Origin of the sequence: Solilutibacter tolerans (assembly GCF_900155935.1) — a bacterium.
Taxonomy (GTDB): domain Bacteria; phylum Pseudomonadota; class Gammaproteobacteria; order Xanthomonadales; family Xanthomonadaceae; genus Solilutibacter; species Solilutibacter tolerans.
The window spans coordinates 123335-142468 of record NZ_FTLW01000005.1 but is presented as its reverse complement, the minus strand read 5'-3'; the positions used below and the strand labels follow the sequence as shown (position 1 = coordinate 142468).

Genomic DNA, 19134 nt, shown 5'->3' with positions numbered 1-19134 from the left:
GCACCCACATCACACTCCCACCACTAACCTGCCGCGATGCCGCCCCCCCTGCCCCCACAACAACTCGGTCTCCGCCAACGCTTCTCCGCGATGCGCAACGTTCCGCCGTTCCTGCGCGAGATCTGGAGCACCAGCAAACCGCTGACCATCGCCGCGATCGGCATCCGCCTGATTCGTGCGTTCATGCCGATCATCACGCTCTACATCGGCAAGCTGATCATCGACGAAGCCGTGCGTCTGATTGGCCTGGGCGTGGCTCATGAATTGTCGACGGCGTGGCAATCCGGCGCGCTTGATCACTTGATGATGTTGCTCGGGCTCGAGTTCGGGCTGGCGATCGGCTCGGACCTCTTGGGCCGGTTGGTGAGCTATGTCGATTCGGTCTTGTCCGAAAAATTCACCAACACCACCAGCATCCGCCTGATGGAGCATGCGGCGACGCTCGATCTGGAAGATTTCGAAGACGCCGACCTGCAGGACAAGCTCGACCGCGCGCGTCGCCAGACCATGGGGCGGATGAGCTTGATGGGTCAGCTCTTCGGCCAGGCGCAGGACGTGATCACCGTGATCAGTTTCGCCGCTGGGCTGCTTGCCTATGCACCTTGGTTGATGGTGCTCTTGGCCGTCGCGTTGATCCCGGCCTTCATTGGCGAATCACATTTCAACGCCCTCAACTACTCGCTCAATTTCCAATGGACGCCGGAGCGCCGCCAACTGGAATACATCCGCCAGATGGGCGCGAGCGTGGAGACAGCGAAAGAGGTGAAGATCTTCAACCTCAACCGCTTCTTCATCGAACGCTTTCGCACCCTGTCGCAAAAGTTCTTCGAGGCCAATCGCAAGTTGGCCGGCCGACGCGCGTTTTGGGGCACCTTGCTCGCGGCGTTGGGCACGCTGGGTTACTACGTCGCTTATGCCTACATCGCTTGGCGCACGGTGCGTGGCGATTTCACCATCGGCGACCTGACCTTCCTCGCCGGAAGCTTCCGCCGCCTGCGCCAATTACTGGAAAGTCTGCTGACGGGTTTCTCGCAAGTCGCCAGCCAAGCCTTGTATCTGGACGACCTGTATTCGTTCTTCGAGATCCAACCGGAAATTGTCTCCAAGCCCGACGCCCTGCCCGTCCCGCGCCCGATCCGCAGCGGATTCGTGTTCGAGGATGTCGGTTTCCGCTACGAGGGCGCTGATCGCTGGGCACTGCGTCATCTCTCGTTCGAGTTGCACGCAGGCGAAGTGATTGCGTTGGTCGGCGAAAACGGCGCCGGCAAGACCACTTTGGTGAAATTGCTTGCGCGCTTGTACGACCCAGATGAGGGCCGCATTTTGCTGGATGGCCGCGACCTGCGTGATTACGACATCGACGAGCTGCGCGCCAATATCGGCGTGATCTTCCAGGACTTCGTGCGCTATCACCTGACCGCCGCAGAGAACATCGGCGTCGGCGACATCGACGACATGGACAACATGGCCCGTATCGAAGTTGCTGCCCGCAAAGGCATGGCGGATGAGGTGATCAAAGGCTTGCCCAAGGGTTACGACCAGGTCATCGGCCGTCGCTTCAAGGAAGGTGTGGATCTGTCCGGTGGCCAATGGCAGAAGATCGCGATCGCGCGCGCGTACATGCGCGATGCGCAGGTGATGATCCTGGATGAGCCGACTGCAGCGCTCGATGCACGCGCCGAATACGAGGTGTTCGAGCGCTTCAAGGAATTGTCGGAAGATCGGACCGCCGTGCTCATCTCGCATCGTTTCTCCAGCGTGCGCATGGCAGATCGCATCCTGGTGCTGGCCGATGGCAAGGTGGAGGCCAGCGGCACGCATGTCGAGCTGATGGCGCAAGGCGGCCGTTACGCGGAATTGTTCGAATTGCAGGCGGCGGGTTACCGTTGAGCCATCCACGCACAGGGAAACCGCCATGAGTATGCCCGGCCAAGTTGCCCGTTTTGCCCTGCTGATCGATGCCGACAACGCCCAGTCCGAACGCCTGCCTCAGCTGTTGCAGGAGGTGGCCAAGTCGGGGCAGGCCATTGTTCGTCGCGCGTATGGCAACTGGACATCGCAACACCTGTCCGGCTGGAAGAAAATGCTGCTGGATCACTCCGTGCAACCTATCCAGCAATTCAACTACACCACCGGCAAGAACGCGACAGATAGCGCACTGATCATCGATGCGATGGACCTGCTTTATGCCGGTCATCTAGATGGTTTCTGCATAGTCTCCAGCGATAGCGACTTCACGCGTTTGGCTGCACGCATACGCGAGCAAGGGCTGACCGTGCACGGCTATGGCGAACGCAAGACGCCGCAGGCCTTCGTCGCGGCCTGCGACAAGTTCATCTACATCGAGAATCTGGGCAACGAGCAAGCACCCGACAAGGCGAGCAAGCAGCCCGGCAAACTCAAGGCGGATCGCAAATTGGACGCCTTGCTGCACGAGGCGGTCGATGTTGCATCGGATGACGAAGGCTGGGCATCGCTCAGCGCGGTCGGCAGCAACCTGTCGCGGCTGGCTTCCGACTTCGACACTCGCACCTATGGCTTCGCCAAGTTGAAGGACCTCATCGCCGCACATAGCGGTTATGCGCTGGAGTTGCGCAAAGGCGCCGATGGACGTGCCAATTCGGTATTCGTGCGTAGCCGAGACTGAGCAGCTTCAAAACAAATCGGGTTGAGGCGCGGGATAGCGCAAGACACCGCCCTGCATCAGGGCTTCGACGTTCAGCACGTGCTGTTCGCTGCGGTTAGGCGCCATCAAGTGAATCACCTGCCAGCCCCGTGCGACGAAGTCATCGCAGATCAATCGACGATGGCAGCGCCACCACACCGCCTCTGCGCACATTACGCAGGTACGACGGCGCTCGGCGACCTGCATCAACGCTTCGCGTGCGCCGATGTATTCGCTGCTGGCAAGGTGATCGGCATAGGCGCGAAAGGCCTCGACACGCCACGCGGTATTCGGGGAGTCCGGCAAAGCCTTGCGCCGGCCGCCCATCGCCGGCATCGGCAGGTATTCGATGCCCGCTTCTGCCAGCGCGGCGGGCATGACGTCGCGCGAAAACTGCGGGTTGCGCCGCGACCCAGCAAAACGCCGCACATCGACCAACACTTCGATGCCAGCTGCCTTCAGCATCTCCACGAATTCCTCCCAAGGCCGGGTGGAATGGCCGATTGTCCAGAGCGTATGTGGCGGCTGCATAGGCCGATGATGCATGACTCGCGTTTGTCCCGGATCAAACCTAAAACCCCAAGCCCGGTAAAATGGACGGATTACCCCTATCGACACCCCCATGTCCGAATCGCCGTACTTCACCGAAACCGTGCTCGAGGTCCATCATTGGACCGATGCGTATTTCAGCTTCACCACCACCCGCGATGCGGGGCTGCGCTTCGAGAACGGCCAGTTCGTGATGATTGGCCTGCAAACGGAAACCGCGGATGGCCGCATCAAGCCTTTAGTGCGGGCGTATTCGGTCGCGAGTGCGAATTGGGAAGAAACCCTGCATTTTTTCAGCATCAAGGTACAGGACGGGCCGCTGACTTCACGTTTGCAGCATTTGAAGCCGGGTGATCCGGTGCTGGTCAGCCGCAAGCCCACCGGCACACTATTGATTTCCGACCTGCATCCAGGCCGCAACTTGTATCTCTTGGGCACGGGCACGGGCCTCGCGCCGTGGCTGTCGATCGTGCAGGATCCAGAGACCTACGAGCGCTTCGACAAGGTCATCGTCTGCCATGGTGTGCGCAGCGCGGAGGACTTGGCCTATCGCGAGTTTTTCGAAACCACTCTGCCCGAGCACGAGCTCCTGGGCGATATCGTGCGCGACAAACTGCTCTATTTCCCCGCTGTCTCGCGTGAGGACTTCGAGTATCGCGGGCATGACCATCGTGGACGCATCACCGAGATGCTGGCTGATGGTCGGATGACAGAGTTCCTCGGCATCGAACCCCTCGACGCCGTACATGACCGTGCGATGGTCTGCGGCAGTCCGTCGATGCTGGCGGATTTCCGCGCGCTGCTGGACGGCCGTGGCTTCAACGCGGCGCCGCGCATCGGTACGCCTGGCGAATATGTGTTCGAGCGCGCGTTCGTCGAGAAGTAGGCCCGCATGGGGAGTCGGCCGCACTTGAATCGTGCGGCCACGCCAGATCTTAGGAAATTATTTCGTAACTGAATCGACCGGCTTGACCGGATCGGCGAACGGTTTGATGCCCAATTCGCTATAGACCTCGCTCGGGTAATAGACGATGTCGCCCTTGATCACCGTCGCCACTTTGCGAATGTCCGAGATATCGTGGGCCGGATCGCCATCGATGAGGATCAGGTCGGCACGCTTGCCCACCGCAATGCTGCCTCGATCATCCAACACACGGGCATATTTGGCGGGGTTCCAAGTCGCGGTCTGCAGCGCCTGCGCCGGGGTCATTCCCGCATCCACGTATAGCTGCAATTCACGCTGCAAGGTGAAGCCCGGCAACCCATCGGTGCCCGCGACGATCGGCACGCCCGCACGATGCATGCGGCCGACAAAATCCACCATCTTCAAATACGACTTGTCGTATCGCGCAGCCGTGGCGTCATCGGGGATGTTGAATTCGGCGACCCGCAATCCGCGCTGCACATCAGGTGGCATGTGATCGGCCACAGCAGCGAACGCCTTCGACATCTGTCCTGAGCGTTGACGCAGAAAATCGAACGTGGCCAGGGTCGGATCGATCACCACCTGCTTTTTGGCCAACAAGGCGATGAAGTTCTGCACAGGCTGTGCGTCGAAGTCCATATCCGCCACTTTCTTCGCCGGCAGGTAGAAACGCTCCAGCGTGCGGGTGTCGGTCTTCTCGTCGACCAGGAAATTCAATAGCACCTGGTTGATGTGCTGGATCTCGTCGTAGCCGGCATCCACCGCATCCTGCGCGCGCAGGAATACCGGGATGTGACCACTGACCCGAAGCCCCTTTTCGTGCGCGTAGGCCACGGTATCTTTCAAGATGTCCTTGGGAAATGAGTTGTAGATCTTGATCTGCGGGTAACCGTGCTGGGCGTACCAATCGATGGCCTTCTTGGCGCCATCCAGATCCTTGATGACGAAACCGTTACGCGCCGACATCTTGCTTTCGCCTTCCAGGAAGCCGGCCGGCACCACGCGTGCACCCAGCAGCTTGCCTTCGCGTTCCTCGGCCATGACTTGTTGCAACGTGGCATTGTCGTTGCCCATGTCGCGAATGCTGGTAACGCCAGCTGCAAGATCCAGACCACCATTCCAGCGTGAGGTGTGCGCATGCGCATCGAACAAACCGGGCATCAGCACGCGACCGTCGCCATCCAATGTGCGCGCGATGCTGGCCGTTTCCAGCGCATTGCCGACATGGTCACTCGTCGCCCAATCGCCCTCACCGACCCGCACGATCCGGCCATCGCGGATCAATACGGATGACAGTGGGCTGACGACACCCTTTTCGCTGTCGAACAGACGCACGTTATGGATCAGCGTCACGCCCGGGATGGCATGCGACAGGCGCTTGTTGAGGTCGACTAGCGCCTTGGCTTCGGCGACCTTCTGTCGCTTCTCGAGCTCATCGGCCTGTTTTTCCCAGCCCGCTTCAACCATCTGCATCCAACCCGGCTGGATGGAAGCGAAGACGCGTGGGCTGCCATCGGTTGTCACCCAGACGAAGGTCGGAGTGAAGCCGACACCCGTCATCGCCAGCAAGTTCACCTTGCGCGTCTGTCCATCGCGATTGAGCGTGACCTCGTCGATCACGCGGGCGCGCAATATGCCTGAGGGAATCAGCGGGACACCGGCATCGCCACGCTTGGCGAGCGCCGCCAGCATTGGCGCATACGATTGTGGCGTCCCAGCCAAGGACCAATACAGTGCACCATCGCGCTGCGGCGCTTCCCCCGCGTCCGAGGTGGATTTCCAGCGACCAAGGCCATCTTTGACCTGCCAGGTTTCATGGACCGGCGCCCCGAAGGTGGACGTACCTTTGACCTCGTAGTCGGCGAAGCTGCCATCGGCAGCAAGGCGGTACCGTTCCTTTAGCTCGGGGCCGCGACCGTTGTCCTTGAAGGTGAACTCGGTACGGACGGTGCCGTCATCGGCCATCTCGGTGGTCTGGTGCCCCGCCTGCTTGCCGCCATCGACCAGGATCACGTAACGCAGGGTTTCTGCTGCCTGTAGCGGCATTGCGGCCAGCAGCATCGCGGCCAGTAGAAATATCGATGCGCGTGCTTCGGTGCGTGTCAGGAATTGCCGCATGGCCGTTCTCCCCGAGCCGGCATTCCGGCGGATGCAACCGAATATAGGCCCGCGAGACGGGCCAAACAACACGCACTCTCAAAGCAAAAAGAGCGCCACCAAACAGGTGGCGCTCCGCAGCGAACCGGCTGCGACGGCCTGGAAATCAGGCCTTGCCCGGCTCCGAGACTTCCTTGACCACCTGCGCCGTGGCCTCACTCTTGCCGGCCAGGGCCAAGTCGGCCAGAGCCGCCACGCCCGCCAGTTGACCGTCACCATCCACCACGATCACGCGGCGAATCTTCTCCGCCTCCATCACGCAGGTCGCGTCATACAAGCTCGTCGTCATGGTCACGGTCTTGACTGGCGAGGTCATCGCGTCGCCAGCACTGCTGAGGCCTGCATCGATGCCGGCGGCCACGATACGGGTGGCGATGTCGCGGTCGGTGACCGCGCCAATTGGCTTGTTGGCTTCGTCCACCACGGGGATCATCCCGCAGTCGCTGTCGACCATCATCTGGGCCACATCAGCCAGCGGGGTGTCGATGCGGCAGCTGGACGGGTTGGAGGTCATCACGCTGGTGATGTCTGACATTTGGAGCTCCTGGAGGGAATGAAATCAGGGATGCAGCATCCCCACCACCAGGTCGCTGATGCGTGAACGCCAGCGGCTGGCGTTCAGGTGGCGGGCTGACTGATGGCAGGGGCTTGGTCAGGCCCGATGCGATACCCTGATCGTTTCCGGATCAAGAGGTTGCACGCCCGATGTCCCAACACCGACTGCTTGCCAGCGCATTGACGCTGGCCATCGCCACCGCCCTGTCAGGCTGCGCCACCGCGCCTGTCAGCGAGACCACCGCTGACGCAACGAGTGAATCGATGCCCGAGACCGCTTCCAACCCGCTGTTTGCGCCCAGCCCGCTGCAGTGGCAGTACCCGCAGTTCGACAAGATCAAGATCGAACACTTCGCCCCCGCCTTCGACCGCGGCATGCAGGAAGAGCGCGCCGAATACGATGCCATCGCCAACAACTCCGAGGCACCTACCTTCGAAAACACCATCGTGGCGATGGAGCGTACCGGCCAGACCTTGGGCCGCACCTTGGCCGTGTTCAGCGGCATCAATGCCACCAACACCAATGACGCAATCCAGAAGCTGCAGGCCGACTATGCGCCGAAGTTCTCCGCGCATCGCGATGCCATCGCCCTCAACCCCGCCCTGTTCGCCCGCATCAAGGCGGTGTACGAGCAACGCAATCAGCTAGGCCTTGATGCCGAAAGCTTGCGCCTGGTCAACGAGTACTACGATGACTTCGTCCGCGCCGGCGCCAACCTGACGCCGGAGCAGAAAGAGCGCATCAAGGCCATGAACAGCGAGATGGCCACGCTGTCCACCAAGTTCAGCCAGAACGTACTGGCAGAAGTAAATGACTCGGCCATCGTGGTCGACAACCGCGACGAACTGGCTGGCTTGTCCGACGAGCAGATCCAGGTGCTGGCCGATGCGGCCAAGGCCAAGGGACAGGAAGGCAAGTACCGTATCGCCCTGCTCAACACCACCGGCCAGCCGCTGATGGGCCAGCTGCAGAACCGCGCGCTGCGCGAGCGCATCATGAAGGCTTCGCTGGCTCGCGGTACTCGTGGCAACCAATGGGACAACCGCGAGATCGTCTCGCGCGTGGCCAAGCTGCGTGCCGAGCGCGCCGCGATCATGGGCTACCCCAACTACGCCGCCTTCTCGCTGGAAAACCAGACCGCGAAGACGCCGGAAGCCGTCAACAAGATGTTGTCGCAACTGGCCCCGGCGGCCGTCGCCAACGCGCGCAAGGAAGGTGCCAAATTGCAGGCGATGATTGACCGCGAGCAGAAGGCCAAGGGCCAACCGACCTTCAAGCTGGAATCGTGGGATTGGGACTTCTACACCGAGAAGGTGCGTAAGGCCGAGTACGACTTCGACGAGAACGAGCTCAAGCCCTACCTGGAACTCAACAACGTCATCGAGAAGGGCGTGTTCAAGTTCGTCGGCGATTTCTACGGCGTGACCTTCAAGCCGCGCCCGGACCTGCCGACCTACCATCCGGACGTCAAGACCTACGAGGCCTTCAACGCCGATGGTTCGGAACTCGCGCTGGTGGTGGTGGATCCCTTCGCGCGTCCCTCCAAGCGCGGTGGCGCGTGGATGAGCAGCTATGTGCAGCAGTCGGGCCTGCTTGGCACCAAGCCGGTGGTCGCGTTCCACCTCAACGTCACCAAGCCAAGCGAAGGCAAGCCCGCACTCCTGACCTGGGATGACGTCAACACTACCTTCCACGAATTCGGCCATGTCCTGCATGGCATGTTCTCCGACGTGAAGTACCCGTACTTCAGTGGCACCAGCGTGCCGCGCGACTTCGTCGAGTTCCCCTCGCAGGTGCACGAGATGGGCGCGACGTGGCCATCGGTGCTGTCCAGCTACGCCGTGCATTGGCAGACCGGCGAGCCGATGCCGAAGGCGTTGCTCGACAAGGTGCTGGCCGCCGATCAGTTCAACCAAGGCTTCGCCACCACGGAGTACCTCGGCGCCGCGCTGCTGGACCAGGCCTACCATCAGGTCGGTGCCAACCAGCTACCCGACGCCGCCGGCATCCTCGATTACGAAGCTGCCGCCCTCAAGCGCGTGGGCCTCGATTATGCCGCCGTGCCGCCGCGTTACCGCACCAACTACTTCAGCCACATCATGGGCGGCTACGCGGCCGGCTACTACGCCTACATCTGGTCGGAAGTGCTGGATGCGACCACGGTTGCGTGGATTCAGCAGAACGGCGGCCTGACTCGCGCCAATGGCGACCGCTTCCGCAAGACCCTGCTCTCGCAGGGTGGCAGCAAGGACGCGCTGCAACTGTTCCACGATTTCTCCGGCCAGGAGCCGCAGATTCGCTACCTGCTTGAACGCCGCGGGCTGACCGCGACCCCCACCAAGCGCTAAGCTGACCCACCTGCCCCGCACCCGCGGGGCAGGTTCTTTGCACACACGAGTAATCCCATGTCCGTCCAACCTTCCGTGCTTTCGCTCATCGGCAATACCCCCATCGTCGAGGCGACGCACATCGATACCGGCCCCTGCCGGTTGTTCCTCAAACTGGAAAACCAGAACCCCGGTGGCTCGATCAAGGATCGCATCGGCGTGTCGATGATCGAAGCGGCCGAGAAGCGCGGCGATCTCAAGCCCGGCGCGACCTTGGTCGAAGGCACTGCGGGCAACACCGGCCTCGGCCTTGCACTCGTCGCCCGCCAAAAGGGCTACAAGTTGATCCTGGTCGTGCCGGACAAGATGAGCCGGGAGAAGATCTTCAACCTCAAGGCGATGGGCGCCGAGGTCGTGCTGACGCGCTCGGATGTCGCCAAGGGCCACCCCGAGTATTACCAGGACCTCGCCAAGCGCATTGCCGATGAAACGCCGGGCGCGTTCTTCGTCAACCAGTTCGGCAACCCGGACAACCCGGCCGCGCACGAGTTCGGCACCGGCCCGGAAATCCTGCGCCAGATGGCGGAGGTCGGCGGCCTCGATGCGATGGTATTTGGCTGCGGCAGCTCCGGCACCATGACCGGCCTGTCGCGTTGTTTCGCCAAGGAATCCCCCGATACGGAACTCGTGCTGGCCGATCCGGTCGGCTCGATCCTCGAGGAATACATCAATCGCGGCACGCTGAGCGACAAATCCGCCAGCTGGATGGTCGAAGGCATCGGCGAGGATTTCCTGCCGTCCATCTCCGACTTCACCCGCGTCAAGAAAGCCTATGCCATCAGCGATGCGGAAAGTTTCCACGCCGCGCGCCACTTGCTGGAGGCCGAAGGCATCTTGGGTGGCTCCTCGACCGGCACCCTGCTGGCCGCGGCGCTGAAATATTGCCGCGAGCAGACCACGCCCAAGAACGTGCTGACGCTCGTCTGCGACACCGGCAACAAATATCTGTCGAAGATGTACAACGACGACTGGATGCGCGATAACGGCTTCACCGAGCGCCCGCAACACGGCGACTTGCGCGACCTCATCCTGCGTCCCTATGCCGAGCGCGACACCGTGGTGATCAAGGCCGACGATCTGCTCCTCACCGCCTACCAGCGCATGAAGCTCTACGATATTTCGCAGCTGCCGGTGATGGACGGCGACCGCATCGTCGGCATGGTCGATGAAAGCGACGTGCTGCTGCATGTGTATGGCGATGAATCGCGCTTCCGCGAGCCGGTGTCTTCGGCGATGGTGAAGAAGCTGGACGCGCTCGACGTCAAGGCACCCATCGAAGCCCTGCTGCCGGTGTTCGATCGCGGGCATGTGGCCATCGTCAACGACGGCGACAAGTTCCTCGGCCTCATTACCCGCATCGACCTGCTCAATTACCTGCGCCGCCGCGTCGCCTGATACGCGCCCGCATCGACATCTCAACCATCAAGACCATGACTACTCAAAATCCCGATTGGAAACTCGCGACCCTCGCCATCCACGGTGGGCAGGAAGTCGATCCGTCCACTGGCGCGGTAATGCCGCCGATCTACGCCACCAGCACCTACGCGCAATCCAGCCCCGGCGTGCACCAGGGCTTCGAATACTCGCGCAGCCACAATCCGACGCGTTACGCGTGGGAGCGTGGTGCGGCGTCGATGGAAGGCGGCACGCGCGGCTTCGCGTTTGCTTCGGGCCTGGCGGCGACGTCCTGCGTGCTGGAGTTACTCGATAGCGGCGATCACGTCATCGCCATGGATGATCTCTACGGCGGCAGCTATCGCCTGTTTGAGCGCGTGCGTCGTCGCAGCGCCAATCTCGACTTCAGCTACGTGGACATGACCGATGCCGAGCGCATCCGCGCGGCGATCACGCCCAAGACCCAGATGATCTGGGTCGAGACGCCGACCAACCCGACGCTGAAGATCGTTGATCTCGCCGCCGTTTCCGCCATCGCCAAGGAACACGGCTTGCTGATGGTAGTGGACAACACCTTCGCCTCGCCCATCGTGCAGCGCCCGATCGCACTCGGCGCCGACATCGTCATGCACTCGGCCACCAAATACCTCAACGGCCATTCCGACATGGTCGGCGGCATGTTGGTGGTGGGAGACAACGCGGAGCTGGCCGAACAGCTCGCCTTCCTGCAGAACTCCACCGGCGGCGTGCAAGGGCCGTTCGACAGCTTCCTGGCCCTGCGCGGCCTCAAGACGCTGCACCTGCGCATGCAGGCGCACAACGCGAATGCGCTGGCGCTGGCCGAGTGGCTGGAGAAGCAGCCGGGCGTGTCGCGCGTGTTGTATCCGGGCCTGCCCTCGCATCCGCAACACGATCTTGCCAAGCGTCAGATGGATGGCTTCGGCGGCATCATCTCGATCTATCTCGATGGCGACTTCGACGCCGCCAAGCGTTTCTGCGAGCGCCTTGAAGTCTTCACCCTGGCCGAGTCGCTGGGCGGCGTGGAGAGCCTTGCCAACCACCCAGCAGTGATGACACATGCGAGCGTCCCGGCCGAGCGCCGCGCCGAGATCGGCATCACCGACAACCTGGTGCGGTTGTCGGTGGGTATCGAGGATCTGGAAGACCTGCGCGCGGATCTCGCCCACGCCTTGGCGGGCTGATCGCGCGCGCGATGAAACTACTCAGCCGCCGGTAAAGCGGCTGCGGTAGGCCGGTTCGAGATGCGGCATCAATACCGATGTCGGCACATCGACGGTCTGTGTACCGTCGGAATACGGGCCCACTTGGTACGGCGGGAAGACGAAACGCAGACCGAACCATTTGCCGTCAGCAGAAGGAATCGGCTCGAATTGGGCGAAGTTGGCTGCGTCTGGCGCAGTACCCTCTTCGATCATTCGGGACGCGTTCTTGATCATGGCCACACGATCCGCTTCAGGCACATCGTCTTCGACCAAGCGCTTGCCGACGGCATCGGCCAATTGTTCGCGCACGTAGTCGGATATGGCCTTCCAACCCGCCTCGCTTGGCACCAAGTCAGACGACTGCAACAAGCGCTGTTCGCTGGGCAGATAGGTGAAACGTGCGATGAGCGGAATGCCGTGGGCACCGCCGGTATACAGGCTGCCATCAGCCGCAATCACGATGACATCCTGCCGTGGACTGATGTCGGTGAAATTGAGGCTGAGATCGTAAGGCGTACTGGTTTGACCACTGCCTTCGGCACCTTGCACCGCTTGCGCAAGATCGGCGCGAGCCGCATCGGAATAATCTTCCAATGCCTTGGCCAGGACAGGATGGGCATTCGCCACGGGCGGGAAAGTGATCCCGACCAGGTATTTGGGCGTGCGTTCGATGACATCCTTCAACGCTGTCTTGCCATCAGCCTGGCCAGCTGCAGTCGGCGCTGTCGTCGCAGAGACATCGGCGGAAGGTTGTTGCGCTTCGTTCCGGCAACCGACGATGAGAATGGCCAGGGCGGCTAGGGTCAGGACTCGACGCATGGGGCTAACAAGGTACGACTTGCAGGGGATTGGGGAAGATTAACGAGAGCCGCGTGATGGCTGGGTCAGCAGTAGGCGGCATTCTGGTCGGCATTGCCAAAAAAAGAAGCCCGGCAGAAACCGGGCTTCTCTTGTAGCTAACCGCTGATTAGAGCGGCTGGACTTCGTCAGCCTGCAGGCCCTTCTGGCCCTGCACAACCTTGAACGAAACCTTCTGGCCTTCCTGCAGCGACTTGAAGCCGTTGCCCATGATGGAACGGAAGTGCACGAACAGGTCGGCGCCGCTTTCCGGGGTGATGAAGCCGAAGCCCTTAGCGTCGTTGAACCACTTGACGGTACCGGTTTGACGGTCGGACATGGTGTTACTCCTTGAAACAGTTGATGGATACACGGCCTAGGCCGGACTGTCGAGCAAGAGGTAACACGCAAGCGATGGAGCGATCACACGATCAACCGCATCAGATCACAATGTACCGTGATCCCGCTGAAACAGTGGGCGAACAATACACCATGTAGATTCCAAATGTATGGCTTCGGGCCCGCCCATTCAGGTTAGAAGGTCGGCATAGTCCCGATGCTTGCCCACCCAAGCCTGGGCGTAGGAACACAACGGAGCCACTTTAAGTCCTTCTAGCCGGGCATGATCGAAAGCCGCCTGGACCAAAGCCCCCGCGATCCCCCGACCGCCAATGGCCGCAGGCACGATGGTGTGGGTAATCGCCATCACCCCGCCCTCAAGCTCATATTCCACATAGGCATCCAAGCCATCGACCTCGGTCGTGAAACGGTGGCGGCTGGCGTCGTGTTTGATCTCTAGCGTCATCTTGGGCTCCTATTGGGACCTGCAGGGGCAGGTTTTGACTGGTTGGGCCCGTTATAGCGGCCCGCACATGGGCAAGGCGTGAGCATTGGCACCTGGAAGCTGGATCTGCCGCACAAAAAAGTTGGCACGTTTCCTGCTGATCTACCCATGAGACCACTGCCAACGCCGGAGCCCATCATGGCCAGCAACCAACAGCTCGTCGATCGCTTGTACGACCTCACCACTCGCGGTGAATTCGACAGCGCGGAATTTTCCCACCTTGATGCGCTGGTCTACAGCCGTCTCGAGCAGACCTATGCCGATGACGAAGCTTTCGAGGCCGCCATCCAGTCTGCTGGCTCCGTGGACCTGGCAGCCATCGCGCAGGCCGCCTGATAGGTACAGTTAAAGTCAGACATGGGCGGCTTTCATCCGCCCCCAAGTTGCCTGACGAAATTAGGTAGCACGCCTGGTTGCGTGGCTGCCATGAACAAGACGCCGTACGCGGCACCAAACAGATGTGCGCTGTGGTTGACGTTATCGCCGCCGCGCTTGTCCATCCAGATCGAGTACGCGACGTACAAGACGGCGTAGATGATCGCCGGCACCGGGATCGGAATCGGGAAGATGACCATCTTGGCCCACGGGGCCAGCAGGATGAAGGCAAACATCACCGCCGACACACCGCCGGATGCCCCCAGGCTGCGGTAATGGCTGTCGTTCTTGTGGCGCAGGTACGTCGGCAGTATCGCCATGACGATCGCCGACAGGTAGAAGAACAGGAAGCCGACCATCCCGGCGATCCCGCCACCGAAGACTTGTTCAACATGCCGGCCGAAGAAGAACAGCGTGATCATGTTGAAGATCAGATGCTGCCAATCGGCGTGGATGAAACCATGCGTCAGCAATCGATCGTACTGGCGATGACGGCTCACCGCCGGCGGCCAGAGGATCAAACGATCCTCCAGCCGGCGATTGTTGAACGCCTGCCACGAGACCAACACGGTGATCGCGATGATCGCGATCGTGATCATGCGGCAACGCCTGCCACGCGGTAGTTGTCCTGCATCGGGTATCGCTTGGCATATAGGGCGAAGGCCGCTGCCGCGATGAACGCGAACCCGGCGAAGAAGAACATCAGGAATGCCGGTTCACTTAAACCTGTGCTGGCGATCATTGCCTTGAAGCCGTCGTTCTGCACGCCGGCATTGGTCAGCAACACCCACAAGCTGCCGAAGGTGCTGGTGAGGTACCAGAACGCCATGATCACGCCCTTCATCGCATGCGGCGCCTGGCTATAGGCGAATTCCAGCGCGGTGGCCGAGACCAGCACTTCGCCGAAGGTCAGCAACAGGTATGGCAGGCTCTGCCAAGCGAGCGAGACCTCAGCGCCGCCATCGATCCACAATTGCAAGACGCCGGCCACCACCCAGGACACGCCGGAGATCGCGATGCCCCAGCCCATGCGGCGCAGCGCGGTCACCACGAAGCCCAGCTTGCGCAACAGTGGATACAACACGATGTTGTTGAACGGGATCAGCAGCATCACCAGGAGCGGATTGAGCGCCTGCATCTGTGCCGGCTCCTTGATCAGCCAGCTGGGCCACCACCATTGGTCGTGCGGCACGATCATCGCGTTGCCCTGGATGATCCAGGTCGAGGCTTTCTGGTCGAACAACGACCAAAATGGGGTGACCAGCGCGAACACGATCAGGATACGCAGCACGGCGCGCACGCCGTCCACAGCGGCATCAGGATGCTTGCCACGCGCGCGTTCCAACTGCAGCGATGCGCCCCAGCCACCGAACGCGATCATGATGCCCAGCGCGGAACAGGCCATGATCACGAAGCCGAGTTTCTCAGGCCACCACGCGGGCGCGATGCCGAATAGATCCAGGATGCCGATCACCAAGAACGCAGCGGCCACGAGCATCGCCACGCGCGCCATGTCGGTGCCCACGTTGCTCTGCCCCGCCCGCTTCTCGCGCAACGCCGTCTTGACCACGTTGAGGAAGGAATCCGGATCCGGACCCGAAGGCGGCACGTTGACGTACTGCTTGCGGCCCATCCAGAAGATGATGGTCGCGATCAGCATCAGAATGCCGGGCACGCCGAAGGCGACCGCAGGCCCGTAGTTGCGCAGCAGCAAAGGCGCGAACAACGAGGCGAAGAACGAGCCGAAATTGATGATCCAGTAGAAGGCATCGAAGACGATCTTCGCCAAGTGTTTGTTGGTCTGGTCGAATTGGTCACCACAGAACGACACCACCAAGGGCTTGATGCCGCCTGAGCCCAATGCGATCAGGAACAGGCCGGTGTAGAAGCCGGTGCGATTGCCCTCGAACAAGGCAAGACAGGCATGGCCCGCGCAGTAGATCAGCGAGAACCACAAGACCGTGTTGTATTTGCCGAAGTAGCGATCCGACAACCAGCCACCCAGTAGCGGGAAGAAGTACACGCCGATCACGAAGGTGTGGAAGACCTCCTTCGCCATCGCCTCGCGCTCGGAACCGGCGGGCAGGTATCCCAGCAAGATCGAGCTGATGAGGAACGGCACCAGGATGTTGCGCATCCCGTAGAAACTGAAGCGCTCGCAGGCCTCGTTACCGATGATGAAGGGGATCTGCCTCGGCATGCGTGCATCGGCATGGGGGACTTGCGGGGTCGCGTTCATTCGGCGGCTCCTTGTTTGATGTGTCGATGGATTCTGATGTGGATGATGATCGAAGCGCGGCTCAACGCCACTCTTCCAACCCTTCGCGTGCATACAACTCGGTGAAAGCCGGACGCGCCTTCATCAAGCGGGCCAGTTCACCCAGGTTCGGCCAACGATCACCGGGCTTAGGCATGTTGCGCGACCAACGCAGCAACATCGTCAAATAGATGTCCGCGGCAGACGGCCTATCGCCCAGCAGATACGGTCCTTGCTTGGCCAACTGATCATCCAGTCGCTGCCAAGCGGCTTCGATGCGTGGCTGAGTGTGCGCGAGCACGGCTTCGCGATGCGCCTCACCTGCAGGTTCTTGCGGGTACCACCAGATGCGAAACAAGGGCTGCACCGCATTGGCCAGATGAAACATCCACTGCACGTATTCGGCGCGTTGCCGGCTATCCGGTGCAGGCGCCAGACGATGCTCGGGATCGGCATCCGCCAAGGTCATCAACAAACCTGAGACCTCGAAACGCGGCTCGCCGTCGATCACCAGCGTCGGCACGACGCCATTGGGGTTCAGCGCCAGGTATTCCGGGGATTTCTGCTGGCCAGAATTGGTGTCCACTAGGGCCAACTGGTGCGGTCGGTCGAGTTCGATCAAGAGCCAATGCACGGCCATGCTGGCTGCGCCGGGCGAGTAATAGAGCGTATCCGGGGTCTTCTGCATGGTTCACATGATGGCATGACCGATGGCCCACCACGCCTGCACACCGGCGCGTTTACCATCATCCGTTGTCCTTGCAGGTGCCCGTCATGTCGCGTTTCGCCCGCTCCGCTCCGCTCGCCCTTGCGTTGGGCATCGCCCTCGCCGCTGTTCAGCAAGCTACGGCGGCCTCTCCCACGAAGCCCCCCCTCACCACGCTGGCCGAGCGCAGCGGCTTCCTCAAGACCGGCCGCTTTGATGAAGTGATCGCCTTGTGCGATGCCTTTGCCAAGGCCTATCCGCAGTCCGTGCGTTGCTTCGATTTCGGCAAAACGCCCGAAGGCCGCCCGATGAAGGCGCTGGCCGTCTCGACTGCCGGGGCGCTGACGGCCGAGGCCGCACGCGCGCAGGACCTACCGGTAATGCTGGTGCAAGGCGGCATCCATTCCGGGGAAATCGACGGCAAGGATGCGGTGTTCTGGCTGCTGCGTGAGCTGTTGTCCGGCAAAGTCGCGCCGGGCGTGCTCGACAAACAGGTGATGGTGTTCGTGCCGGTGTTCAACGTGGACGGTCATGAAAACTTCCGCGCCTGGAACCGCCCCAATCAGCGCGGGCCGGAGGAAATGGGTTTTCGCACCACGGCGCAGCGTTACAACCTCAACCGTGATTATCTGAAGGCCGACAGTACGGAAATGCAGGCGATGCTGCGCCTGGTCAACGAATGGGATCCGCTGGTGACGATGGATCTGCACGTCACCGATGGCGCCAAGTTCCAGCACGACATCTCGATCACCGCCGAGCCGGTCAACGCCGGCGATGCCGAACTGCAAAAAATCGGTCGCGCCCTGCGCGACGGCATCATCGACAAATTGGCGACGCAAGGCTCAAAGCCGGTCGCGTTCTACCCCAGCTTCGTCGAAGACGATGATCCGGCCTCCGGTTTCGCCGAGGGCGTCGCGCCGCCGCGCTTCTCGCACGGCTATTTCATGCTGCGCAATCGCATCGGTATTTTGGTCGAGACCCATAGCTGGCGCACGTATCCGGAGCGCGTGCGGGCGACCCGCAACACGGTGCTCGACCTGCTTGAATTAGCCGCAGTCCATGGCCAGCAGTGGCAAGTTGCGGCTGCCCAAGCCGATGCTCGCGCAAGTCAATTGGCCGGGCAATCCGTGCCATTGGCATGGAAGGTGTTGGACGATGCGCGCACCATCGATTTTCAGGGCTATGCCTACACCCGCACGCCCTCCACGATCTCGGGCGCGTTGATGACGCGCTATGACGAAGCCAAACCCGCAGTCTGGAAAGTGCCGCTGCGCGACAAGGTCGAACCTGCGCTGGAAGCGAACGCACCGCGCGCTGGATACCTGGTGCCGGTGGCGTGGGCCCCGTATGTCGAGCCAAAATTGAAGACGCATGGCATCGAATATCGCGTGCTGGGTGATGCGATGAGCCAGCTCGCTGCGAAGAGCTTCCGCGCCACCCAGGCCAAGTTTGCCGGCGGGTCCGTCGAGGGGCACCAACGCGTGACGCTGGAAGGCAGCTGGCAGCCGGAGACGCGGAATCTGCTGGCCGGCGCTTTGTTCGTCCCCATCGCACAACCCAAGGCGCGTGTGGTGATGAACCTGCTGGAGCCGCAAGCCCCGGATGCGATCGCTGCCTGGGGCGACATGAACAATGCCTTCGAGCAGAAGGAATACATGGAGGGCTATGTGGCGGAGGAACAGGCCGAGCAGATGTTGGCCAAGGACCCGGCCCTCAAGGCCGAGTTCGAAAAGCGCCTGCGTGATGATGCGGACTTCGCCAAATCACCAGAAGCACGACTCGACTTCTTCTACCAGCGCCATGCCGCCTACGACCGCGACTACTTGCGGTATCCGGTGTTGCGCGTGGATGCAGCACCCCAATGATCGCGAGCGACTGACGCCCAGCGGCCTCAGCAGTTCTCGTATTTCCAGTTGCGTCTCTTGCCCTCGCCCAACCATTCGACGGCTTGGGCGATGCGGCGCGAGCGGGTGTCTTCGCGCTTGGCCTCGACGATCCAATCGATGTATTCGCGTCGCTGGCCGGGCGGGAACGCATCGAAATGCTTCTGCGCCTTCGGCTTGCGTGCCAGCGCCGCGGCGAAATCGTCGGGCATCTGCAGTGCAGGCTTGGCCTTCTTCGCCACCTTGGGCTTGGGCACTGCGGCACCCGACCGCATCGTCGATCATCGCCATCGTCTTGCGAATATCGGTCTTGAGCGTCGCGGCCTTGGGCATGTCGGCGGGGCCACGCATCTTCCCGTAGCTGCCCATGCCGTC

General features: G+C 61.6%; 18 protein-coding genes. 8 read left to right on the top strand and 10 right to left on the bottom strand.

The genetic code is table 11. From position 1 onward, the window contains the following. The first annotated feature begins 36 nt into the window (after window positions 1-36). Together BW989_RS10965 and BW989_RS10960 are read left to right on the top strand one after the other, a co-directional pair. The gene (locus tag BW989_RS10965; protein WP_076588225.1) at window positions 37-1890 is read left to right on the top strand and encodes an ABC transporter ATP-binding protein; all 1854 of its coding nucleotides are present in this window, start codon (window positions 37-39) and stop codon (window positions 1888-1890) included. Between the two features lie 25 nt (window positions 1891-1915). After that, window positions 1916-2647: an NYN domain-containing protein gene (locus BW989_RS10960; RefSeq protein ID WP_242651435.1), complete on the top strand. Its 732-nt coding sequence runs from the start codon at window positions 1916-1918 to the stop codon at window positions 2645-2647. Between the two features lie 6 nt (window positions 2648-2653). Here the strand turns inward: BW989_RS10960 and BW989_RS10955 are convergent, their stop codons facing one another. Next, entirely contained in the window at window positions 2654-3196 is a 543-nt protein-coding gene (locus BW989_RS10955; RefSeq protein ID WP_076588222.1) for a DUF488 domain-containing protein, read from the bottom strand. A 91-nt stretch (window positions 3197-3287) separates the two neighbouring features. Between BW989_RS10955 and BW989_RS10950 the strand changes: the two genes are divergently transcribed. Then, on the top strand, window positions 3288-4100 hold the full coding sequence (locus tag BW989_RS10950; protein WP_076588220.1) for a ferredoxin--NADP reductase: 813 nt from the start codon (window positions 3288-3290) through the stop codon (window positions 4098-4100). Between the two features lie 57 nt (window positions 4101-4157). On the opposite strand, the gene BW989_RS10945 is transcribed toward BW989_RS10950, so the two are convergent. Together BW989_RS10945 and BW989_RS10940 are read right to left on the bottom strand one after the other, a co-directional pair. Further along, complete coding sequence (locus BW989_RS10945; RefSeq protein WP_076588219.1) at window positions 4158-6257, bottom strand: amidohydrolase family protein; 2100 nt, start codon at window positions 6255-6257, stop codon at window positions 4158-4160. Between the two features lie 145 nt (window positions 6258-6402). Further along, complete coding sequence (locus tag BW989_RS10940; protein ID WP_076588217.1) at window positions 6403-6831, bottom strand: CBS domain-containing protein; 429 nt, start codon at window positions 6829-6831, stop codon at window positions 6403-6405. 170 nt (window positions 6832-7001) lie between these two features. Here BW989_RS10940 and BW989_RS10935 point away from each other — a divergent pair, with 170 nt between their 5' ends. The 3 genes from BW989_RS10935 to BW989_RS10925 are packed head-to-tail and all read left to right on the top strand — an operon-like array spanning window position 7002 to window position 11836. Continuing rightward, the gene (locus tag BW989_RS10935; protein ID WP_083688515.1) at window positions 7002-9200 is read left to right on the top strand and encodes a M3 family metallopeptidase; all 2199 of its coding nucleotides are present in this window, start codon (window positions 7002-7004) and stop codon (window positions 9198-9200) included. A 57-nt stretch (window positions 9201-9257) separates the two neighbouring features. After that, window positions 9258-10634: a pyridoxal-phosphate dependent enzyme gene (locus BW989_RS10930; RefSeq protein ID WP_076588216.1), complete on the top strand. Its 1377-nt coding sequence runs from the start codon at window positions 9258-9260 to the stop codon at window positions 10632-10634. 35 nt (window positions 10635-10669) lie between these two features. Then, window positions 10670-11836 carry a cystathionine gamma-synthase gene (locus BW989_RS10925; RefSeq protein ID WP_076588214.1) on the top strand — a complete coding sequence of 389 codons (1167 nt, stop codon included), beginning with the start codon at window positions 10670-10672 and terminating at the stop codon, window positions 11834-11836. 21 nt (window positions 11837-11857) lie between these two features. Here BW989_RS10925 and BW989_RS10920 read toward each other — a convergent pair whose 3' ends face one another. From BW989_RS10920 to BW989_RS10910, 3 genes are all read right to left on the bottom strand, one after another. Beyond that, window positions 11858-12676, bottom strand: a complete 819-nt coding sequence (locus BW989_RS10920; protein WP_076588212.1) for a DUF3298 and DUF4163 domain-containing protein — start codon at window positions 12674-12676, stop codon at window positions 11858-11860. Window positions 12677-12824: 148 nt separating this feature from the next. Then, window positions 12825-13034: a cold-shock protein gene (locus tag BW989_RS10915; protein ID WP_076588210.1), complete on the bottom strand. Its 210-nt coding sequence runs from the start codon at window positions 13032-13034 to the stop codon at window positions 12825-12827. Between the two features lie 189 nt (window positions 13035-13223). Continuing rightward, window positions 13224-13499, bottom strand: coding sequence for a GNAT family N-acetyltransferase (locus BW989_RS10910; RefSeq protein WP_076588208.1), 276 nt, complete (start codon window positions 13497-13499; stop codon window positions 13224-13226). Window positions 13500-13676: 177 nt separating this feature from the next. Here BW989_RS10910 and BW989_RS10905 point away from each other — a divergent pair, with 177 nt between their 5' ends. Next, entirely contained in the window at window positions 13677-13874 is a 198-nt protein-coding gene (locus tag BW989_RS10905) for a hypothetical protein (protein ID WP_129582911.1), read from the top strand. Window positions 13875-13906: 32 nt separating this feature from the next. Here BW989_RS10905 and BW989_RS10900 read toward each other — a convergent pair whose 3' ends face one another. The 3 genes from BW989_RS10900 to BW989_RS10890 form a co-directional block, all read right to left on the bottom strand. Beyond that, window positions 13907-14512: a rhomboid family intramembrane serine protease gene (locus BW989_RS10900; RefSeq protein WP_076588205.1), complete on the bottom strand. Its 606-nt coding sequence runs from the start codon at window positions 14510-14512 to the stop codon at window positions 13907-13909. Continuing rightward, on the bottom strand, window positions 14509-16152 hold the full coding sequence (locus BW989_RS10895; RefSeq protein ID WP_076588203.1) for a POT-type proton-dependent oligopeptide transporter: 1644 nt from the start codon (window positions 16150-16152) through the stop codon (window positions 14509-14511). Before BW989_RS10895 ends, BW989_RS10900 begins: the two co-directional genes overlap by 4 nt. Window positions 16153-16213: 61 nt before the next feature. Next, window positions 16214-16858 carry a glutathione S-transferase family protein gene (locus tag BW989_RS10890; RefSeq protein WP_076588201.1) on the bottom strand — a complete coding sequence of 215 codons (645 nt, stop codon included), beginning with the start codon at window positions 16856-16858 and terminating at the stop codon, window positions 16214-16216. A gap of 86 nt (window positions 16859-16944) precedes the next feature. On the opposite strand from BW989_RS10890, the gene BW989_RS10885 reads away from it, so the two are divergent. Further along, a complete protein-coding gene (locus tag BW989_RS10885; protein ID WP_076588199.1) occupies window positions 16945-18741 on the top strand; it encodes a M14 family metallopeptidase in 1797 nt (598 codons plus the stop codon). Between the two features lie 26 nt (window positions 18742-18767). On the opposite strand, the gene BW989_RS12855 is transcribed toward BW989_RS10885, so the two are convergent. Then, a complete protein-coding gene (locus BW989_RS12855; protein ID WP_242651434.1) occupies window positions 18768-19016 on the bottom strand; it encodes a YdeI/OmpD-associated family protein in 249 nt (82 codons plus the stop codon). Between the last annotated feature and the right edge of the window lie 118 nt (window positions 19017-19134).